The organism is Burkholderia cenocepacia (assembly GCF_900446215.1).
Classification (GTDB): Bacteria; Pseudomonadota; Gammaproteobacteria; order Burkholderiales; family Burkholderiaceae; genus Burkholderia; species Burkholderia cenocepacia.
Window position 1 is genome coordinate 296,000 of sequence record NZ_UAQZ01000002.1, and the last position, 17,493, is coordinate 313,492.

A 17,493-nucleotide genomic window follows, 5' to 3' on the forward strand; every position below is an offset into this window, starting at 1 on the left:
GACGGCAGATACCGACCAAACGACAGGCGGGGCAAGGGACGCACGGTTGTCCGACGGCACCGGGCCGGCGTTTGATTGTCGGGCGGGAGGCCCCGTCGCTGCAGGATTTCGGCGTGGAGGCCTCGTTGGCCTGTATAGACAGAGGTGCGAGGAAAGCCGCTCGCCGGGGCAATGCCTCGGTTTGATGAAAAACAATCGTTTCTAATTAGTGGAAAATTTACCGGGTGACGAGGGGGGCTTAAAAGTAAAATATGCCGATTCAATAATTCTCGCCGATTGATTCTCGTTTGTTTTTAATTCGGCCATCCGCTTCGGACTGGTGACGGGACAGTGTTTTTCCAAAAAACATCGAATAGCGTATTCCGGTATTTACCTCCGGCATTTTGAATGCGGCGAGGAATGCCCGGTGTCGTCGATTCTCTTATGGGAAGGTGTGATTATGCGTATGCGCATGGGCTCGAACAAAAAGCGCGCGGAAGCACGTCCGAAACTCCTCGTGCCGACCGGCATGCTGGTCGCGCTGGTCGGCGCCGGGATCGTTCCCGCCGATGCACTGGCCGCCTGCGTCGGAACCACGACCGTCAGTTGTACCGGAGCCACCACCACCTATTCGAACGGCGCGAACAATCTCAACCTGACCGTCGGGTCCGGCGCGACCGTCTCCGTGGTGCCGCTGATCGGCGGCACCGCGCTGTCGCTGACGGGCAGCGGCGTCACGCTGACCAACAACGGCAGGATCGACCCCGCGTTGTCCGGCTTGAGCCTCGTGTCGAACGGCACGGTCGTCGGCAATATCGCGTCGGCGAGCACGGTCAACGTCACGAACGCCAGCACGGGCGTGATGATGGGCTCGACGAGCTCGCTGCTCAACGGGCCCGCGCTGACGGTCTACAACGGTATCGGCGGCACGACGAACATCACGAACGCCGGCACGATCGGAACGACCGGCCTGCTCGGCTTCAGCGCGGGGCCCACCGCGCAGGTCGTGACCACGTCGGGCGGTGCACAGGTCAACTTCACCAACGCGAGCGGCGGCGCGATCAACGGTTCGGTGGTGCTCGCACCCAGCGGGACACCGGGCGCGGGGAACACGTTCACCAACGCCGGCACCGTCACGGGCAACGTGTCGCTGGGCGCGGCGCTCGGCACGTCGAACACGTTCAATGCGCAGACCGGGTCGTCGGTCGGGCTCGGCGTCGATGCCGGGCTGGGCGGCAACAACACGCTCAACCTGCAACTGAACCCGGCCGCCGGCAGCTCCGCGAGCGGCACCCTGGCGGTCGATACGTACGGCAATTTCACGCATCTCGCGGTGCAGGGCGGGACGTGGAACATCACCGGCGCGTCGAGCGCGGCCGACGCGTCGCTTGCGGGCGGCACCGCGATCATCAACAACAGCGCGGGGCTGGGTCTCGGGACGATCGCGGCCGGCGGCGGCACGCTGGAAGCCGGCACGGCCGGTCTCAACCTGCTCAACAACGTGACGCTCGGCGCGGACCTGACGGTGGATGGCGCGACAGGGCTCGCGTTGTCGGGCACGATCGCGGGCGGCGGTGCGCTGAAAGCGAGCGGCACCGGCACGCTGACGCTGAACGGCGCCAATTCGTTCACGGGCGGAACGAACCTGACGGGCGGCGGCGGGCTCGTGGTCGGCACCGACACGGCGCTCGGCGGCGGCGCGCTGAACGTGTCGGGCGCGGGCGGCACGCTTGGCACGAGCGTCGGCGGCACGCTGCTCGGCAACGCGATCAATATCGATACCGGCGTCACGCTGGGCCTGAACGGCTCGGCCGGTCTCGGGCTGAGCGGCGCGATCGCCGGCAACGGCGGGCTGGCGCAAACCGGCCCGGGCATCACGACGCTGCTCGGCCCGAACACGTTCGCGGGCGGCACGACGCTGAGCGGCGGCGGGATCGTCGCCGGCACGGGCGCGGCGCTCGGCACGGGCGCGCTGCATGTGACCGGCACGGGCGGCTCGCTCGCGACGAACGCCGGCGGCACGCTGCTCGGCAATGCGGTCAATCTCGATGCAGGCGCCACGCTCGGCCTGAACGGGGCGAACGGCCTGAGCCTCGGCGGCACGATCGCCGGTAACGGCGGCCTTGCGCAAAGCGGCACGGGCACGACGACGCTGCTCGGCGCGAACACGTTCTCGGGCGGCACGGCGCTGAGCGGCGGCGGGTTGATCGCCGGCAATGGCGCGGCGCTCGGCACAGGCGCGCTGAACGTATCCGGGACGGGCGGCACGCTCGCCACGAACGTCGGCGGCACCGTGCTCGGCAATGCGGTGAATCTTGGCGCGGGCGCGACGCTCGGCCTGAACGGCGCGGTCGACCTGAGCCTCGGCGGCGCGATCGGCGGGAGTGGCCAACTGGCGCAAACCGGTGCCGGCACGACCACGCTGCTCGGGACGAACACCTTCACGGGCGGCACGACGCTGAGCGGCGGCGGCCTCGTCGCCGGCAACGGCGCGGCGCTCGGCACGGGCGCGCTGAACGTATCCGGCACAGGCGGCACGCTCGCGACGAACGTCGGCGGCACCGTGCTCGGCAATGTGGTCAACCTGGGCGCGGGCGCGACGCTCGGCCTGAACGGCGCAGCCGATCTCGGCCTGAGCGGCGCGATCTCGGGCGCGGGCGGCCTGGCGCTCGGCGGCACCGGCGCCACGACGCTGTCCGGCGCGAACACGTTCACGGGCGGCGCGAGCCTGACGGGCGGCGGCAGCCTGATCGTCGAAGGCGGCAGTGCGCTCGGTATCGGCGGCGCGTTGAACGTGAGCGGCCTCGGCGGTTCGCTAAGCGCGGATCTGGCCGCCGGCGCGGCACTCGCGAACGGCATCAACCTGAACGGCGCATCGCTGACGCTGAACGGCGCGAACGACCTCGGCCTGAGCGGCGCGATCGGCGGCACCGGCGGTCTCGTGCTGAGCGGCACGGGGACGACGACGCTGTCCGGCGCGAACACCTTCGGCGGCGGCACGACGCTGAGCGCCGGCACGCTGCTCGCCGGCAGCAATACGGCGCTCGGCAGCGGCGCGCTGAACGTCGCCGGTACGGGCGGTGCGCTCGGCGCGAGCGTGAACGGCACCGCGCTGGGCAACGCGGTGAATCTCGGCGCAGGCGCGACGCTCGCGTTGACCGGCGCGAACGATCTGGGCCTGAACGGCGTGATCGCCGGGAGTGGCGGTCTCGCGCAAATCGGCTCGGGCATCACGACGTTGAGCGGCGCGAACACGTTCTCGGGCGGCACGACGCTGAGCGGCGGCGGACTCCTCGCCGGCAACGGCGCCGCACTGGGCACGGGAGCGTTGAACGTGACGGGCACGGGCGGCTCGCTCGGCACGACCGTCGGCGGCACCGTGCTCGGCAACGCGATCCAGCTCGGCGCGGGCGCGGCGCTGACGGTTGGCGGCCCGAACGATCTCGGCCTGAGCGGGCTCATCTCCGGCGCCGGCGGCCTGTCCGTGAGCGGCCCGGGCACGACGACGCTCACCGCGGCCGAGACGTTCACCGGCGGCACCACGATCGGCAGCGGCACGCTCGCGATCGGCGCGGGCGGCAGTCTTGCCGCGTCGAGTCCCGTCAACCTGACGGGCGCCGGTGCGCGCTTCAACATCGGCGGCGCGACCACGCCGCAGTCGATCGGCACGCTGTCGGGTGTCGCGGGTTCGACGATCGATCTCGGGGCGAACAACCTGACGCTGGCCGGCAGCGGCAGCGGCGTCTTCGCGGGCGACATCGGCGGGGCGGGCGGGCTGACGCTTGCCGGCACCGGCTCGCAGGCGCTCACCGGCAACAACACGTATGCGGGCGGCACCGCGCTGACGGGCGGCAGCCTGGTGGTCGGAAGCGGGACTGCGCTCGGCCTCGGCGCACTCGACGTCAACGGCTCGGCTTCGCTCGGCGCGAGCGTGCCGGGCGTGACGCTCGGCAACGCGGTGAACCTCGGCACCGGCGTCACGCTGGGGCTGAACGGCGCGAACGATCTCGGCCTGAGCGGCACGATCGCCGGGAACGGCGGCCTCGCGCAAACCGGCACGGGCACGACGACGCTGCTCGGCGCGAACACGTTCTCGGGCGGCACCACGCTCACCGGCGGCGGGCTGATCGCCGGCAACGGCGCGGCGCTCGGCACGGGCGCGCTGACGGTCGCGGGCACGGGCGGCACGCTCGCCACGAACGTCGCCGGTACCTTGCTCGGCAACGCGGTGAATCTCGGCGCGGGCGCGACGCTCGGCCTGAACGGCGCGGCCGACCTGAGCCTGGGCGGCGTGATCGCCGGCGACGGCGGGCTCGCGCAAACCGGCAGCGGCACGACGACGCTGCTCGGCGCGAACACGTTCACCGGCGGCACGACGCTGAGCGGCGGCGGGCTCATTGCAGGCAACGGCAGCGCACTCGGTTCCGGCGCGCTGAACGTGACGGGCGCGGGCGGTTCGCTCGGCACGAGCGTCGGCGGCACGGTGCTCGGCAACGCGGTGAATCTGGGCGCGGGTTCGACGCTGACGGTTGGCGGTGCGAACAATCTGGGCCTCGGCGGCGCGATTTCGGGCGGCGGCAATCTGTCGGTGACCGGCCCGTCGATCACGACGCTCACGGGCGCGGGCAGCTACACCGGCAACACGACGATCGGCAACGGCAGCACGCTCGCGGTCGGCGCGAGCGGCGCGCTGTCGGGCGGCAGTGTGTTCGATCTGGCCGGCGCGGGCGCGACGCTCGACCTGAGCGCGGCCACGTCGCCGCAGACGACGGGCGGGCTGGTCGGCGCGGCCGGCTCGGCGGTGAATCTCGGCGGCAACACCCTGACGCTCGGCGGTTCCGGCAACGGCACGTTCGGCGGCACGATCGGCGGTGCCGGCGGGCTGACGATGGCCGGCACCGGCACGGAGACGCTGACCGGCGCGAACACGTACGGCGGCGGCACGACGATCAACAGCGGCACGCTCGCGATCGGCGCGGGCGGCAGCCTGGCCGCGGGCGGCGCAGTGAATCTGGGCGGCGCCGGCGCAACCTTCGACCTGAGCGGCGCAGGGCTGCCGCAGGCGATCGGCGCGCTGTCGGGCGTAGCCGGTTCGACGGTGAATCTCGGCGGCAACGGCCTGACGCTGGGCGGCGCCGGCAGCGGCACGTTCGGCGGCACGATCGCGGGGGCAGGCGGCAGCCTGACGCTGTCGGGCACGGGCAGCGAAACGCTGACCGGCATCAACACGTACACGGGCGGCACGAACCTGACGGGCGGCGGCACGCTGGTCGCCGGCAACGGCGCGGCGCTCGGTACCGGCGCGTTGAACCTCGCCGGCGCAGGCGGCACGCTGGCCGCGAGCGTCGCCGGCACGACGCTGAACAATGCCGTCAATCTCGGCACGGGTTCGGCGCTGACGCTCGGCGGCACGAACGACCTGGGCCTCGGCGGCATCATCGCCGGCGGCGGCAGCCTCGCGCAAACCGGCAGCGGCACGACCACACTCACCGGCGCGAACCTCTACACGGGCGGCACGACGCTCGGTGCCGGCGGCTTGTCGGTCGGCAACAACACGGCGCTCGGCACGGGCACGCTCAACGTCACCGGCAGCGGTGGCGCGCTCAGCGCAAGCACGGCGAACCTGCTGCTGGCGAACGCCGTCGATCTGGGCATCGGTTCGACGCTGAATCTCGGCGGCGCGTTCGACTTCGGCCTGGGCGGCACGATCTCCGGCGCGGGCGGCGTCGTGCAGTCCGGCTCGGGCACGACCACGCTCGGCGGCGCGAACACCTACGGCGGCGGGACGACGTTGAGCAGCGGCGGACTGAGCGTGGGCAGCAATACGGCGCTCGGGTCCGGCGCGTTGAACGTGACCGGCAACGGCACGCTGAGCGCGAGCGTAAACGGCACGACGCTCGGCAACGCGGTCACGCTCGGCGCGGGCGCGACGCTCGGGCTGAACGGCGCGAACGATCTCGGCCTGAGCGGCACGATTTCCGGCAGCGGCGGCCTCGCGCAAACCGGCGCGGGCACCACGACGCTCACCGGCACGAACACCTATGACGGCGGCACCACGTTGAGCGGCGGCGGGCTCGTCGCCGGCAACGGCAGCGCGCTGGGTACCGGCGCGCTGAACGTCACGGGCGCGGGCGGCTCGCTCGGCACGAGCGTCGGCGGCACGACGCTCGGCAATGCGGTGAATCTCGGCGCGGGGGCGACGCTGACCGTTGGGGGTGCGAACGATCTCGGGCTCGGCGGCGGGATCTCGGGCAGCGGCGGCCTGTCGGTCAGCGGCCCGTCGACGACCACGCTCACCGGCGTGAACACCTATACCGGCAACACGACGATCGGCGGCGGTAGCACGCTGGCGGTCGGCGCGGGCGGCAGCCTGTCGGCAGGCAGCGCGCTCGATCTCGCGGGCACGGGCGCGGCGCTCGACATCAGCGCGGCGACCACGCCGCAAACGAGCGGGATGCTGTCCGGCGTGGCGGGCACGAACGTGAATCTCGGCGGCAACACGCTGACGCTGGCCGGTACCGGCAACGGTAACTATGCAGGGACGATCGGCGGCACCGGCGGGTTGACGATGGCAGGCACCGGCACGGAAACGCTGACCGGCACCAACACGTACACGGGCGCGACGACGATCAACAGCGGCACGCTCGCGATCGGCGCGGGAGGCAGCCTGTCCGCGAGCAGCCCGGTAAATCTGGCCGGTGCGGGCGCAACCTTCGACGTCAGCGGCGCGACCACGCCGCAGACGACGGGCACGCTGTCGGGTGTCGCGGGTTCGACGGTGAACCTCGGCGGCAACAACCTGACGCTCGGCGGCACGGGTAGCGGCACGTATGACGGCACGATCGCGGGTGCGGGCGGCAGCCTGACGCTGTCGGGAACCGGCACCGAAACGCTGACGGGCAACAACACGTACACGGGCGGCACGACCCTGAACGGCGGCGGCACGTTGATCGCGGGCAGCGGCTCGGCGCTCGGCACCGGCACGCTGCACACCAGTGGCGCGGGCGGCACGCTCGGCACCAGCGTGGCCGGCACGACGCTGACCAACGGGATCGATCTCGGCGGGGGTTCGACGCTGACGGTTGGCGGTGCGAACAATCTGGGTCTCGGTGGCGCGATCTCGGGCAGCGGCAACCTCGCGGTGAACGGCCCGTCGACGACGACGCTCACGGGGGCCAGCTCGTACACCGGCAACACGACGATCGGCGGCGGCAGCACGCTGGCGGTCGGCGCGGGCGGCAGCCTGTCGTCGGGCAGTGCGATCGATCTGGCCGGCGCGGGCTCGACGCTGGACGTGAGCGCGGCCACGTCGCCGCAGACGACCGGCACGTTGTCGGGCGCGGCGGGTTCGGCGGTGAACCTCGGCGGCAACACGCTGACGCTCGGCGGGTCGGGCAACGGCACGTTCGGCGGAACGGTCGGCGGCACGGGCGGGTTGACGCTGTCGGGCACCGGCACCGAAACGCTGACGGGGACCAACACGTACACCGGCGCGACGACGATCAACAGCGGCACGCTCGCGATCGGCGCGGGCGGCAGCCTGTCCGCGAGCAGCCCGGTGAACCTGACCGGTGCGGGCGCAACCTTCGACGTCAGCGGCGCGACCACGCCGCAGACGACGGGCACGCTGTCGGGTGTCGCGGGTTCGACGGTGAACCTCGGCGGCAACAACCTGACGCTCGGCGGCACGGGCAACGGCACGTATGGCGGCACGATCGCCGGCGCGGGCGGCAGCCTCACGTTGTCGGGCACCGGCACCGAGACGTTGACCGGCAACAACACGTACACGGGCGGCACGACCCTGAGCGGCGGCGGCACGTTGATCGCGGGCAGCGGCTCGGCGCTCGGCACCGGTGCGCTGAACACGAGCGGTGCAGGCGGCACGCTGGCCGCGAGCACGCCGGGCACGACGCTCGGCAACGCGGTGAATCTCGGCGCGGGGTCGACGCTGACGGTCGGCGGTGCGAACGATCTCGGCCTCGGCGGCGCGATCTCGGGCGGCGGCAACCTCGCGGTGAACGGTCCGTCGACGACGACGCTGTCGGGCGCGAACACCTACACCGGCAGCACGACGATCGGCGGCGGCAGCACGCTGGCGGTCGGCGCGGGCGGCAGCCTGTCGGCAGGCAGCGCGATTGACCTGTCCGGCACCGGCGCGACGCTCGACCTGAGCGCCGCCACGTCGCCGCAGACGAGCGGCGCGCTGTCCGGCGGCACGGGCACGAACGTCAACCTGGGCGGCAATACGTTGACGCTCGGCGGCGCAGGCAGCGGCACGTATGGCGGCGTGATCGGCGGCACGGGCGGGTTGACGCTGTCGGGCACCGGCACCGAAACGCTGACGGGGACCAACACGTACACCGGCGCGACCACGATCAACAGCGGCACGCTCGCGATCGGCGGCAACGGCAGCCTGTCGTCGAGCAGCCCGGTCAGCCTGACGGCGGCCGGCGCGACGCTCGACCTGAGCGGCGCCGCCTCGCCGCAATCGACCGGCGCGATCTCTGGCGTGGCCGGCTCGACGGTGAACCTGGGCAACAACAACCTGACGCTCGGCGGGTCGGCCAGCGGCACCTACGCGGGCAACATCGCCGGCACCGGTGGCGTGACGATGTCGGGTACCGGCACCGAAACGCTGACGGGCAGCAATACGTACACCGGCGCGACCACGATCAACAGCGGCACGCTGGCGATCGGCGCGGGCGGCAGCCTGTCGGGGACGACGCCGGTGAGCCTGACGGGTGCGGGCGCAACCTTCGACCTGAGCGGCGCGACCACGCCGCAGACGACGGGCACGCTGTCGGGTGTCGCCGGTTCGACGGTGAACCTCGGCGGCAACAACCTGACGCTCGGCGGTTCGGGTAGTGGTACTTACGACGGCACGATCGCGGGTGCGGGCGGCAGCCTGACGCTGGGCGGCACGGGCACCGAGACGCTGAACGGGACGAACACGTACACGGGCGGCACGAGCCTGACGGGTGGCGGCACGCTGATCGCGGGCAACGGTTCGGCGCTTGGCTCGGGCGCGCTGAACACGAGCGGCGCGGGCGGCACGCTCGGCACGAGCGTGGCCGGCACGACGCTCGGCAACGCGGTGAATCTCGGTGCGGGATCGACGCTGACGGTTGGCGGTGCGAACAATCTCGGCCTCGGCGGCGCGATCAGCGGAAGCGGCAACCTCGCGGTGAATGGCCCGTCGACGACGACGCTCACCGGCGCCAGCTCGTACACCGGCAACACGACGATCGGCAACGGCAGCACGCTGGTGGTTGGCGCGAGCGGCAGCCTGTCGGGCGGCAGTGCGGTCGATCTGGCCGGTGCAGGGGCGACGCTCGATCTGAGCGCCGCCACGACGCCGCAGTCGACTGGCGCGTTGTCGGGCGTAGCGGGTTCGACGGTGAACCTCGGCGGCAATGCGCTGACGCTCGGCGGTTCCGCCAACGGGACGTTCGGCGGCACGATCGCCGGCACGGGCGGCAGCCTGACGCTGTCGGGCACGGGCACCGAAACGCTGAACGGGACGAACACGTACACGGGCGGCACGACCCTGAGCGGCGGCGGCACGCTGCTCGCGGGCAACGGTTCGGCGCTCGGCACGGGCGCGCTGACTACGACCGGCGCAGGCGGTTCGCTCGGCACGAGCGTGGCCGGCACGACGCTGACCAACGCGATCGGTCTCGGCGCGGGGTCGACGCTGACGGTGGGCGGTGCGAACAATCTGGGCCTGGGCGGCGCGATCGTCGGCAGCGGCAATCTCGCGGTGAACGGTCCGTCGACGACGACGCTCACCGGCGCCAGCTCGTACACCGGCAACACGACGATCGGCAACGGCAGCACGCTGGCGGTCGGCGCGGGCGGCAGCCTGTCGGCGGGCAGCGCGGTCGATCTGTCGGGTACGGGCGCCACGCTGGACTTGAGCGCCGCGACGACGCCGCAGACCACGGGCGCAGTGTCGGGTGTGTCGGGTTCGACCGTGAACCTGGGCAGCAACACGCTGACGCTGGGCGGCGCCGGTAACGGCACGTACGGCGGCACCGTCGCCGGCACGGGCGGGTTGACGCTGTCGGGCAGCGGCACGCAGACGCTGACGGGCACCAACACGTACACCGGCGCGACGACGATCAACAGCGGCACGCTGGCGATCGGCGCGGGCGGCAGCCTGTCCGGCAGCAGCCCGCTGAACCTGGCCGGTGCGGGCGCAACCTTCGACGTCAGCGGTGCGACGACGCCGCAAACGACGACCGCGTTGTCGGGTGTCGCCGGTTCGACGGTGAACCTCGGCGGCAACACCCTGACGCTCGGCGGGTCGGGCAGCGGCACGTACGGCGGCACGATCGCCGGCACGGGCGGCAGTCTGACGCTGGGCGGCACGGGCACCGAAACGCTGACCGGCGCGAACACGTATTCGGGCGGCACGAACCTCACCGGTGGCGGCACGCTGGTCGCGGGGAATAACACGGCGCTCGGTACCGGCGTGCTGAATGCGAGCGGTGCGGGCGGCACGCTGGCTGCCGGCACGCCGGGCACGACGTTGAACAACACGGTGAACCTCGGTACGGGATCGACGCTGACGGTCGGCGGCGCGAACAACCTCGGCCTGGGCGGCGCGATCTCGGGTGGCGGCACGCTCGCGGTCAACGGTCCGGCGACGACGACGCTGTCGGGTGCCAACACCTACACCGGTGGCACGAGCGTCACCGGGGGCGGCACGCTGGTCGCCGGCACGCCGACCGCACTCGGCAGCGGCACGCTGAGCGTCGGCGGCAACGGCGGCACGCTCGGCACCAGCGTCGCGGGCACGACGCTCGGCAACGCGGTGAATCTTGGCGCGGGTTCGACGCTGACGGTGGGCGGCGCCAACAACCTCGGCCTGAGCGGCCCGATCTCCGGTGGCGGCAACCTGGCGGTGAGCGGCCCGTCGACGACGACCCTCAGCGGCGCGAACGCGTACACGGGCGGCACGACGATCGGCAACGGCAGCACGCTGGCGGTCGCCGGCAACGGCGGCCTGTCGGCGGGCAGCGCACTGACGTTGGCCGGCAACGGCGCGACGCTCGATGTCAGCGCGGCCACGACACCGCAGACGGCGAGCGCGCTGTCGGGCGCCGCCGGTTCGACCGTGAATCTCGGCGGCAATACGCTGACCGTGGCCGGTCCGACGGGCGGTTCGTTCGGCGGCACGATCGCCGGCACCGGCGGCTTCGCGGTGCAGGGCAGCGGCACGCAGACGCTGACGGGCGCCAACACGTACACCGGCGGCACGACGATCGGCAGCGGCAGCATGCTCGCACTTGCCGGCGCAGGCAGCCTTGCGCCGACGAGCCCGGTGATTCTCGCGGGCAGCGGCGCGACGCTGGACTTCACGGGTTCGGCCGCACCGCAGTCGATCGGCACGCTGTCGGGCACGACGGGTTCGAACGTGAACCTCGGCGCGACGCCGCTGACCGTCAATACCGCCGGCACCAGCTCGTTCGCGGGCACGCTGTCGGGTACCGGTCCGCTGACGCTGGCCGGCACGGGTGCACAGGTGCTGAGCGGGACCAACACGCTGTCCGGGCCGACCACCGTGACGGGCGGCACGCTCGCGGTCACCGGTTCGCTGGCCAACTCGCCGGTGACCGTCGGCAGCGGCGCGACCGTCACCGGGACGGGCACGATCGGCGGCTTGGTCGTGTCGGGCGGCGGCACCGCATCGGTCCTCCAGCTCGGGCAGCCGCTGAAGGTCGCGGGCAACGCGACCTTCCAGCCGGGCTCGACGCTGCAGGTCGGCGCCACGCCGCAACAGAGCGGCGGTCTCGACGTGACCGGCTCCGCCACGCTCAACGGTGGATCGGTACAGGTCGTCGCGGCCACCGGGCAATACCAGCCGGGCAAGCTCTACACCATCGTGAATGCCGGTGCGGGCGTGCAAGGGCAGTTCAGCGCGGTGAACTCGACGTATGCGTTCCTCACGCCGACGCTCACGTACAACCCGGCGCAGGTGCTGATGTCGCTGACGCCGAACGGCACGCCGTTCTCGTCGGTCGCGACGACACCCGACGGGCAAGCGGTGGCGGGTGCGGTCGGCACGCTCGGCGCCGGCAACCCGCTGTTCGATACGGTGCTGACGTCGGATGCGCCGACCGCGAACCGCGCGTTCACGCAACTGGCCGGCGATCTGTATCCGAGTACGCGCAGCGTGCTGTTGTCGGATAGCCGCTACGTGCGCGATGCGGTGCTCGATCGTGCGCGGCTCGGTTCGCAGCCGGGCGGGGCGCTGTGCGGATGCGAGGCGTCGGTGTCGGCGGACGATCATTCGGTGGCGCTCGACCGGCGCATGGCCGCGGAGAACGGCTGCACGCCGGCCAAGTCGTACAAGCCCGCGGTGTGGGGCCGGCTGTACGGTTCGCATAGCCGGTTCGACGGCGACGGCGTCGCGTCGATCGATCGCAACCTGTATGGCTTCGTCGTCGGCACCGATGCGGAAGTCAGCAGCCACTGGCGCGTCGGTATCGCGGGCGGTGCGTCGCGCAGCCAGCTCAATACCGACCAGAACGAGTCGGCGAAGGTCAACGGCGAGACGATCGCGCTGTACGCGAGCGGCCGGTACAACGCGTGGAACGTGCGCGGTGGCGTGTCGCAGTCGTGGTACCGCGTGCATAGCGAGCGCAATCCGTCGTTCGGCAGCTTCTCCGATCACGATACCGCCAGCTACGACGCGAACGCGACGCAGGTGTTCACCGAGATCGGCTACTCGATGGCGTTCCGTAACGTCGCGCTCGAACCGTTCGTCGGGCTCGCGTACGCCAGCCTGCACACCGACGGCTTCAAGGAGAACGGCGGCGCGGCGGCGCTGCAGGGCGATTCCGATACGACGGGCCTCGGCTTCTCGACACTCGGCGTGCGGGCCTCGACCGACGTCGCGGTCACGACGAAGGGCAAGGTCACGGCGTTCGGCACCGTCGGCTGGCGGCACGCGTTCGGCAATACGCAGCCGGCGTCGAGGCTGTCGTTCGCGAGCGGCGGCTCGCCGTTCAGCGTCACCGGCGTGCCGGTCGCGCGTGATGCCGCGGTGCTCGAGGTCGGTGTCGATGCGGCCATCACGAAGAACCTGTCGCTCGGGCTGTCTTACAGCGGCCAGATCGGCGGCAGCATCAGCGACCACGCGCTGTACGGCAATCTGTTGTGGAAGTTCTGAGGAGAGGGGCGGCCGCCGCTTGCGATGGAATCGTCGTGAGCGGCCGATCGTTCGATGATCGTCAGATTGTTGATTCGTTTTACAGAAGTTTCGTGATGCAGATCGATTTTCATGAAGTGCGTCACGCGGTGTCCGGTATCCCGTTGTATCGGCGTGTTTAGACCTGTTTCAACGCTTTGCCATATCGGGCAATCCGCGAACGATTCGCGCCCCCTTCGCGGCGGCAGGGTCCACGCGTCATCGCTCGAGCTGTTCCGCGGTTGTCCAACCGAAATGAGGTTTCTCATGAAAACGAAAGCGAAAGCGAACGTGAAATTGACAGGCATCGCCTTGTCGGTCGCGGCCTTGTTCAGCCTGGCCGCCTCGGTGTCCCAGGCGGGGGTGCTGGCTTCCCCGCTGGGAAGTGTCAGCAAATCCGACGGCGTGATCGTCGCAGGCGGATCTCCCGCGCCCGGGGAACTCGTCGGCACCGTGGCGGGATGGGGGAACGGGGTGGTGACGGTCGGCAGCCCGAATGCAGGCGGTATCTCGATCGGGCTGGCAGGGACGGGGACAGGAAGCGCGACCATCGATATCGGTAGCGGATTGCTCGAGCCGGTCGCAGGCGTGGCCGGTACGGTGACGGGTGCGTTGGGTGGTATCGGCGGTGGTGGTGGCGGGACCGGTGGTCTTGGTGGCGTGGTCGGCACGGTAGCGAACACGGCCACCGGTGCAGTCGGAACGCTGACTGGCGCACTGGGTGGTGTTGGCGGCGGGACCGGCGGTCTCGGCGGTGTTGTCGGGACGGTGGGCAACGCGGCAAGCGGTGCAGTGGGTACGGTGACGGGTGCCTTGGGTGGCGTCGGTGATCCGACCGGTGGGCTTGGTGGTGTGGTCGGTACGGTAACCGGTGCACTGGGTGGGATCGGTGGCGGTAATCCGACGGGCGGCCTTGGTGGCGTCGTTGGCACGGTAGCGAACACGGCCACAGGTGCGGTCGCGACGTTGACTGGCGCACTGGGTGGTGTCGGCGGCGGGACCGGCGGTCTCGGCGGTGTTGTCGGGACGGTGGGCAACGCCGCAAGCGGCGCAGTCGGTACGGTGACGGGCGCTCTGGGTGGCGTCGGCGATCCGACCGGCGGTCTCGGTGGCGTGGTTGGCACGGTAACCGGTGCACTGGGTGGCATCGGTGGTGGTAACCCGACGGGTGGACTTGGTGGCGTTGTCGGCACGGTAGCGAATACGGCGACGGGTGCAGTCGGAGCACTGACTGGCGCACTGGGCGGTGTCGGCGGCGGGGCCGGTGGTCTCGGCGGCGTTGTCGGGACAGTGGGTAACGCGGCAAGCGGTGCAGTGGGTACGGTGACGGGTGCCTTGGGTGGCGTCGGCGATCCGACCGGCGGTCTCGGTGGTGTGGTCGGTACGGTAACCGGTGCACTGGGTGGCATCGGTGGCGGCAACCCGACGGGTGGCCTTGGTGGCGTTGTCGGCACGGTCGCGAATACGGCGACGGGCGCAGTCGGAACACTGACCGGGGCACTGGGCGGTGTCGGCGGCGGGACCGGCGGTCTCGGTGGCGTCGTCGGGACGGTGGGCAACGTGGCAAGCGGTGCAGTGGGTACGGTGACGGGTGCCTTGGGTGGCGTCGGCGATCCGACCGGCGGACTTGGTGGTGTAGTCGGTACGGTAACCGGTGCACTGGGTGGCATCGGTGGCGGGACTGGTGGCCTCGGCGGGGTTGTCGGGACAGTGGGCAACGCGGCAAGCGGTGCAGTCGGTACGGTGACCGGTACACTGGGTGGCATCGGCGGCGGGACCGGCGGTCTCGGCGGTGTTATCGGGACAGTGGGCAACGCGGCAAGCGGCGCAGTCGGCACGGTGATGGGTGCCTTGGGTGGTGTCGGTGATCCGACCGGTGGGCTTGGTGGTGTGGTCGGTACGGTAACCGGCGCACTGGGCGGTGTTGGCGGCGGGACCGGCGGTCTCGGCGGTGTTATCGGGACAGTGGGCAACGCGGCAAGCGGTGCAGTCGGTACGGTGACCGGTGCACTGGGTGGCATCGGCGGCGGGACCGGCGGCCTCGGCGGCGTTGTCGGCACGGTGGCGAACACGGCAACCGGTGCAGTCGGAACGCTGACGGGCGCACTGGGTGGTGCTGGCGGCGCGACCGGCGGTCTCGGTGACATCGTTGGCACGGTGGGTAACACGGCAACGGGTGCAATTGGAACGGTGACGGGTGCCTTGGGCGGTGCCGGTGGTGCGACCGGGGGGCTCGGCGGCATCGCTGGCACGGTCGCCAACTCGGCAACTGGTGCAGTCGCGACGTTGGCCGGTGCAGCGGGTGGTCTCGGTGGTGTCGTGGGCGCGGTCGGCAACTCGGCAACCGGCGCAGTCGGGACGTTGGCCGGCGCAGTCGGCGGTGTCGGCGGGGGCGCGACTGGTGGCCTCGGCAGTCTCGGTGGCGTCGTGGGCACAGTCGCTAATTCGGCAACCGGTGCGGTCGGGACGTTGGCCGGTGCAGTGAGCGGTGTCGGCGGAGGCGCGACCGGTGGCCTCGGCGGTCTCGGTGGCGTCGTAGGCGCGGTCGGCAATACGGCAACCGGCGCAGTCGGGACGTTGGCCGGTGCAGTGGGTGGTGCCGGCGGCGCGACTGGCGGCCTCGGTGGCATCGTCGGCACGGTAGCCAACTCGGCAACTGACGCAGCCGGAACGTTGGCCGGTGCGGCGGGTGGTCTCGGTGGTGTCGTGGGCGCGGTCGGCAATACGGCAACCGGCGCAGTCGGAACGTTGGCAGGCGCAGCGGGCGGTGCTGGTGGCGTGGCCGGCGGCCTCGGTGGCATCGTTGGCACGGTAGCCAACTCGGCAACCGGTGCACTCGGAACGTTGGCCGGAGCAGCGGGTGGTGTCGGCGGCGCGACCGGCGGTCTCGGTGGCATCGTGGGCACGGTAGCCAACTCGGCAACCGGCGCAGTCGGAACACTGGCAGGCGCAGCGGGTGGTGTCGGCGGCGCGACCGGCGGTCTTGGTGGCATCGTGGGCACGGTAGCCAACTCGGCAACCGGCGCAGTCGGAACCCTGGCCGGTGCAGCAGGTGGTGTCGCCGGAGGCGCGACCGGCGGCCTCGGCAGTCTCGGTGGCGTCGTTGGTACGGTCGCTAACTCGGCAACGGGTGCAGTGGGGACGTTGGCCGGCGCAGCGGGTGGTATCGGCGGCGTGACCGGCGGCCTCGGTGGCATCGTTGGCACGGTAGCCAACACGGCAACCGGTGCAGTTGGAACGCTGGCAGGCGCAGCGGGTGGTGTCGGCGGCGCGACCGGTGGTCTCGGCGGAATCGTCGGCACGGTAGCCAACTCGGCAACGGGTGCGGTGGGAGCGCTGACCGGCGCAGCAGGTGGTGTCGGCGGCGCGACCGGCGGTCTCGGCGGCATCGTCGGCACGGTCGCCAACGCCGGTCCGGGCGTCATCAACGCCGTCACCGGTGTCGCGGGCAACGGCGGCGCGCTGATCACGCCGATCACGAGCATCGTCGGCAATCTCGGCGGCGCGTTGCCGGTCGGTGCAGCCACCGGTGCGATCGGCGCAGCGTCCGGCGCGGTAACCGGCCTCGCCGGCAGCGGCACCGCGGCGATCACGCCGATCGCATCGACCGTCACGTCGCTGATCGGATCCGCCACGGGCGGCGCCGGCAACGTCGTTGGCTCGGGCGCCGGTGCGCTCTCTGGCGCAACCGGTGCGGCGGGCTCGCTCGCGACGGTCGCCACTGGTCTGACGGGCTCGCTCGCGCACACCGTGACCGGCACCGCCGGCGCGGTCGCCGGGACCCTTCCGGCACTGAGCGTCGCGCTCAACGGCGGCACGGCAGCCGGTGCGGTCGGCGGGGTAACGAACGCCGCGGGGGCGCTCATCTCCGGCGGCGCGACGATCGCCAACGCGGCGGTGCAATCGGTCGGTTCGGCCGTCGGGTCGGTGGCCGGCGTCGTTCCCGCGCTGGCGGTCTCGCTGAACGGCAATTCCGCGCAAGGGGGCAGTAGCGCGTCGGGGGGTCTGTTGGCACCCGTGACGTCGCTCGTCACTTCGCTCACCGTTCCGGTGATCAAGAAGTAGGCGACGTCGACACCGCGGCCGCCACATGCTCCGGGCGGCCGCGAATCTTCACGCGTCAGGCGCGTCACCCGTGACGCCCGCGGAACGACGAACCATGTCGAATCGCGCGGCGTTGCCTCGGTGACGCGCCATTTTGCATTTGGGGAGTCGCGGCATCGGATGCCGCCGTCCCGGATTTCCCGATCGCTTCCCGCCTGCATCGATTCGCCGTGCCTGGAAGGTGGCGATGTGCCGATTTGCGTCGTGGTCGAACG

General features: G+C 71.5%; 2 protein-coding genes. Both read left to right on the top strand.

Annotated elements, in window-relative coordinates; genetic code table 11:
• Positions 1 to 439 precede the first annotated feature (439 nt).
• Positions 440 to 13,156, top strand: a complete 12,717-nt coding sequence (locus tag DTA15_RS10550) for an autotransporter-associated beta strand repeat-containing protein (RefSeq protein ID WP_041494546.1) — start codon at positions 440 to 442, stop codon at positions 13,154 to 13,156.
• A gap of 285 nt (positions 13,157 to 13,441) precedes the next feature.
• Positions 13,442 to 17,239 (top strand): beta strand repeat-containing protein, encoded by a 3,798-nt coding sequence (locus DTA15_RS10555; RefSeq protein WP_012493717.1) that lies wholly within the window; start codon positions 13,442 to 13,444, stop codon positions 17,237 to 17,239.
• The last annotated feature ends 254 nt before the right edge of the window (positions 17,240 to 17,493 follow it).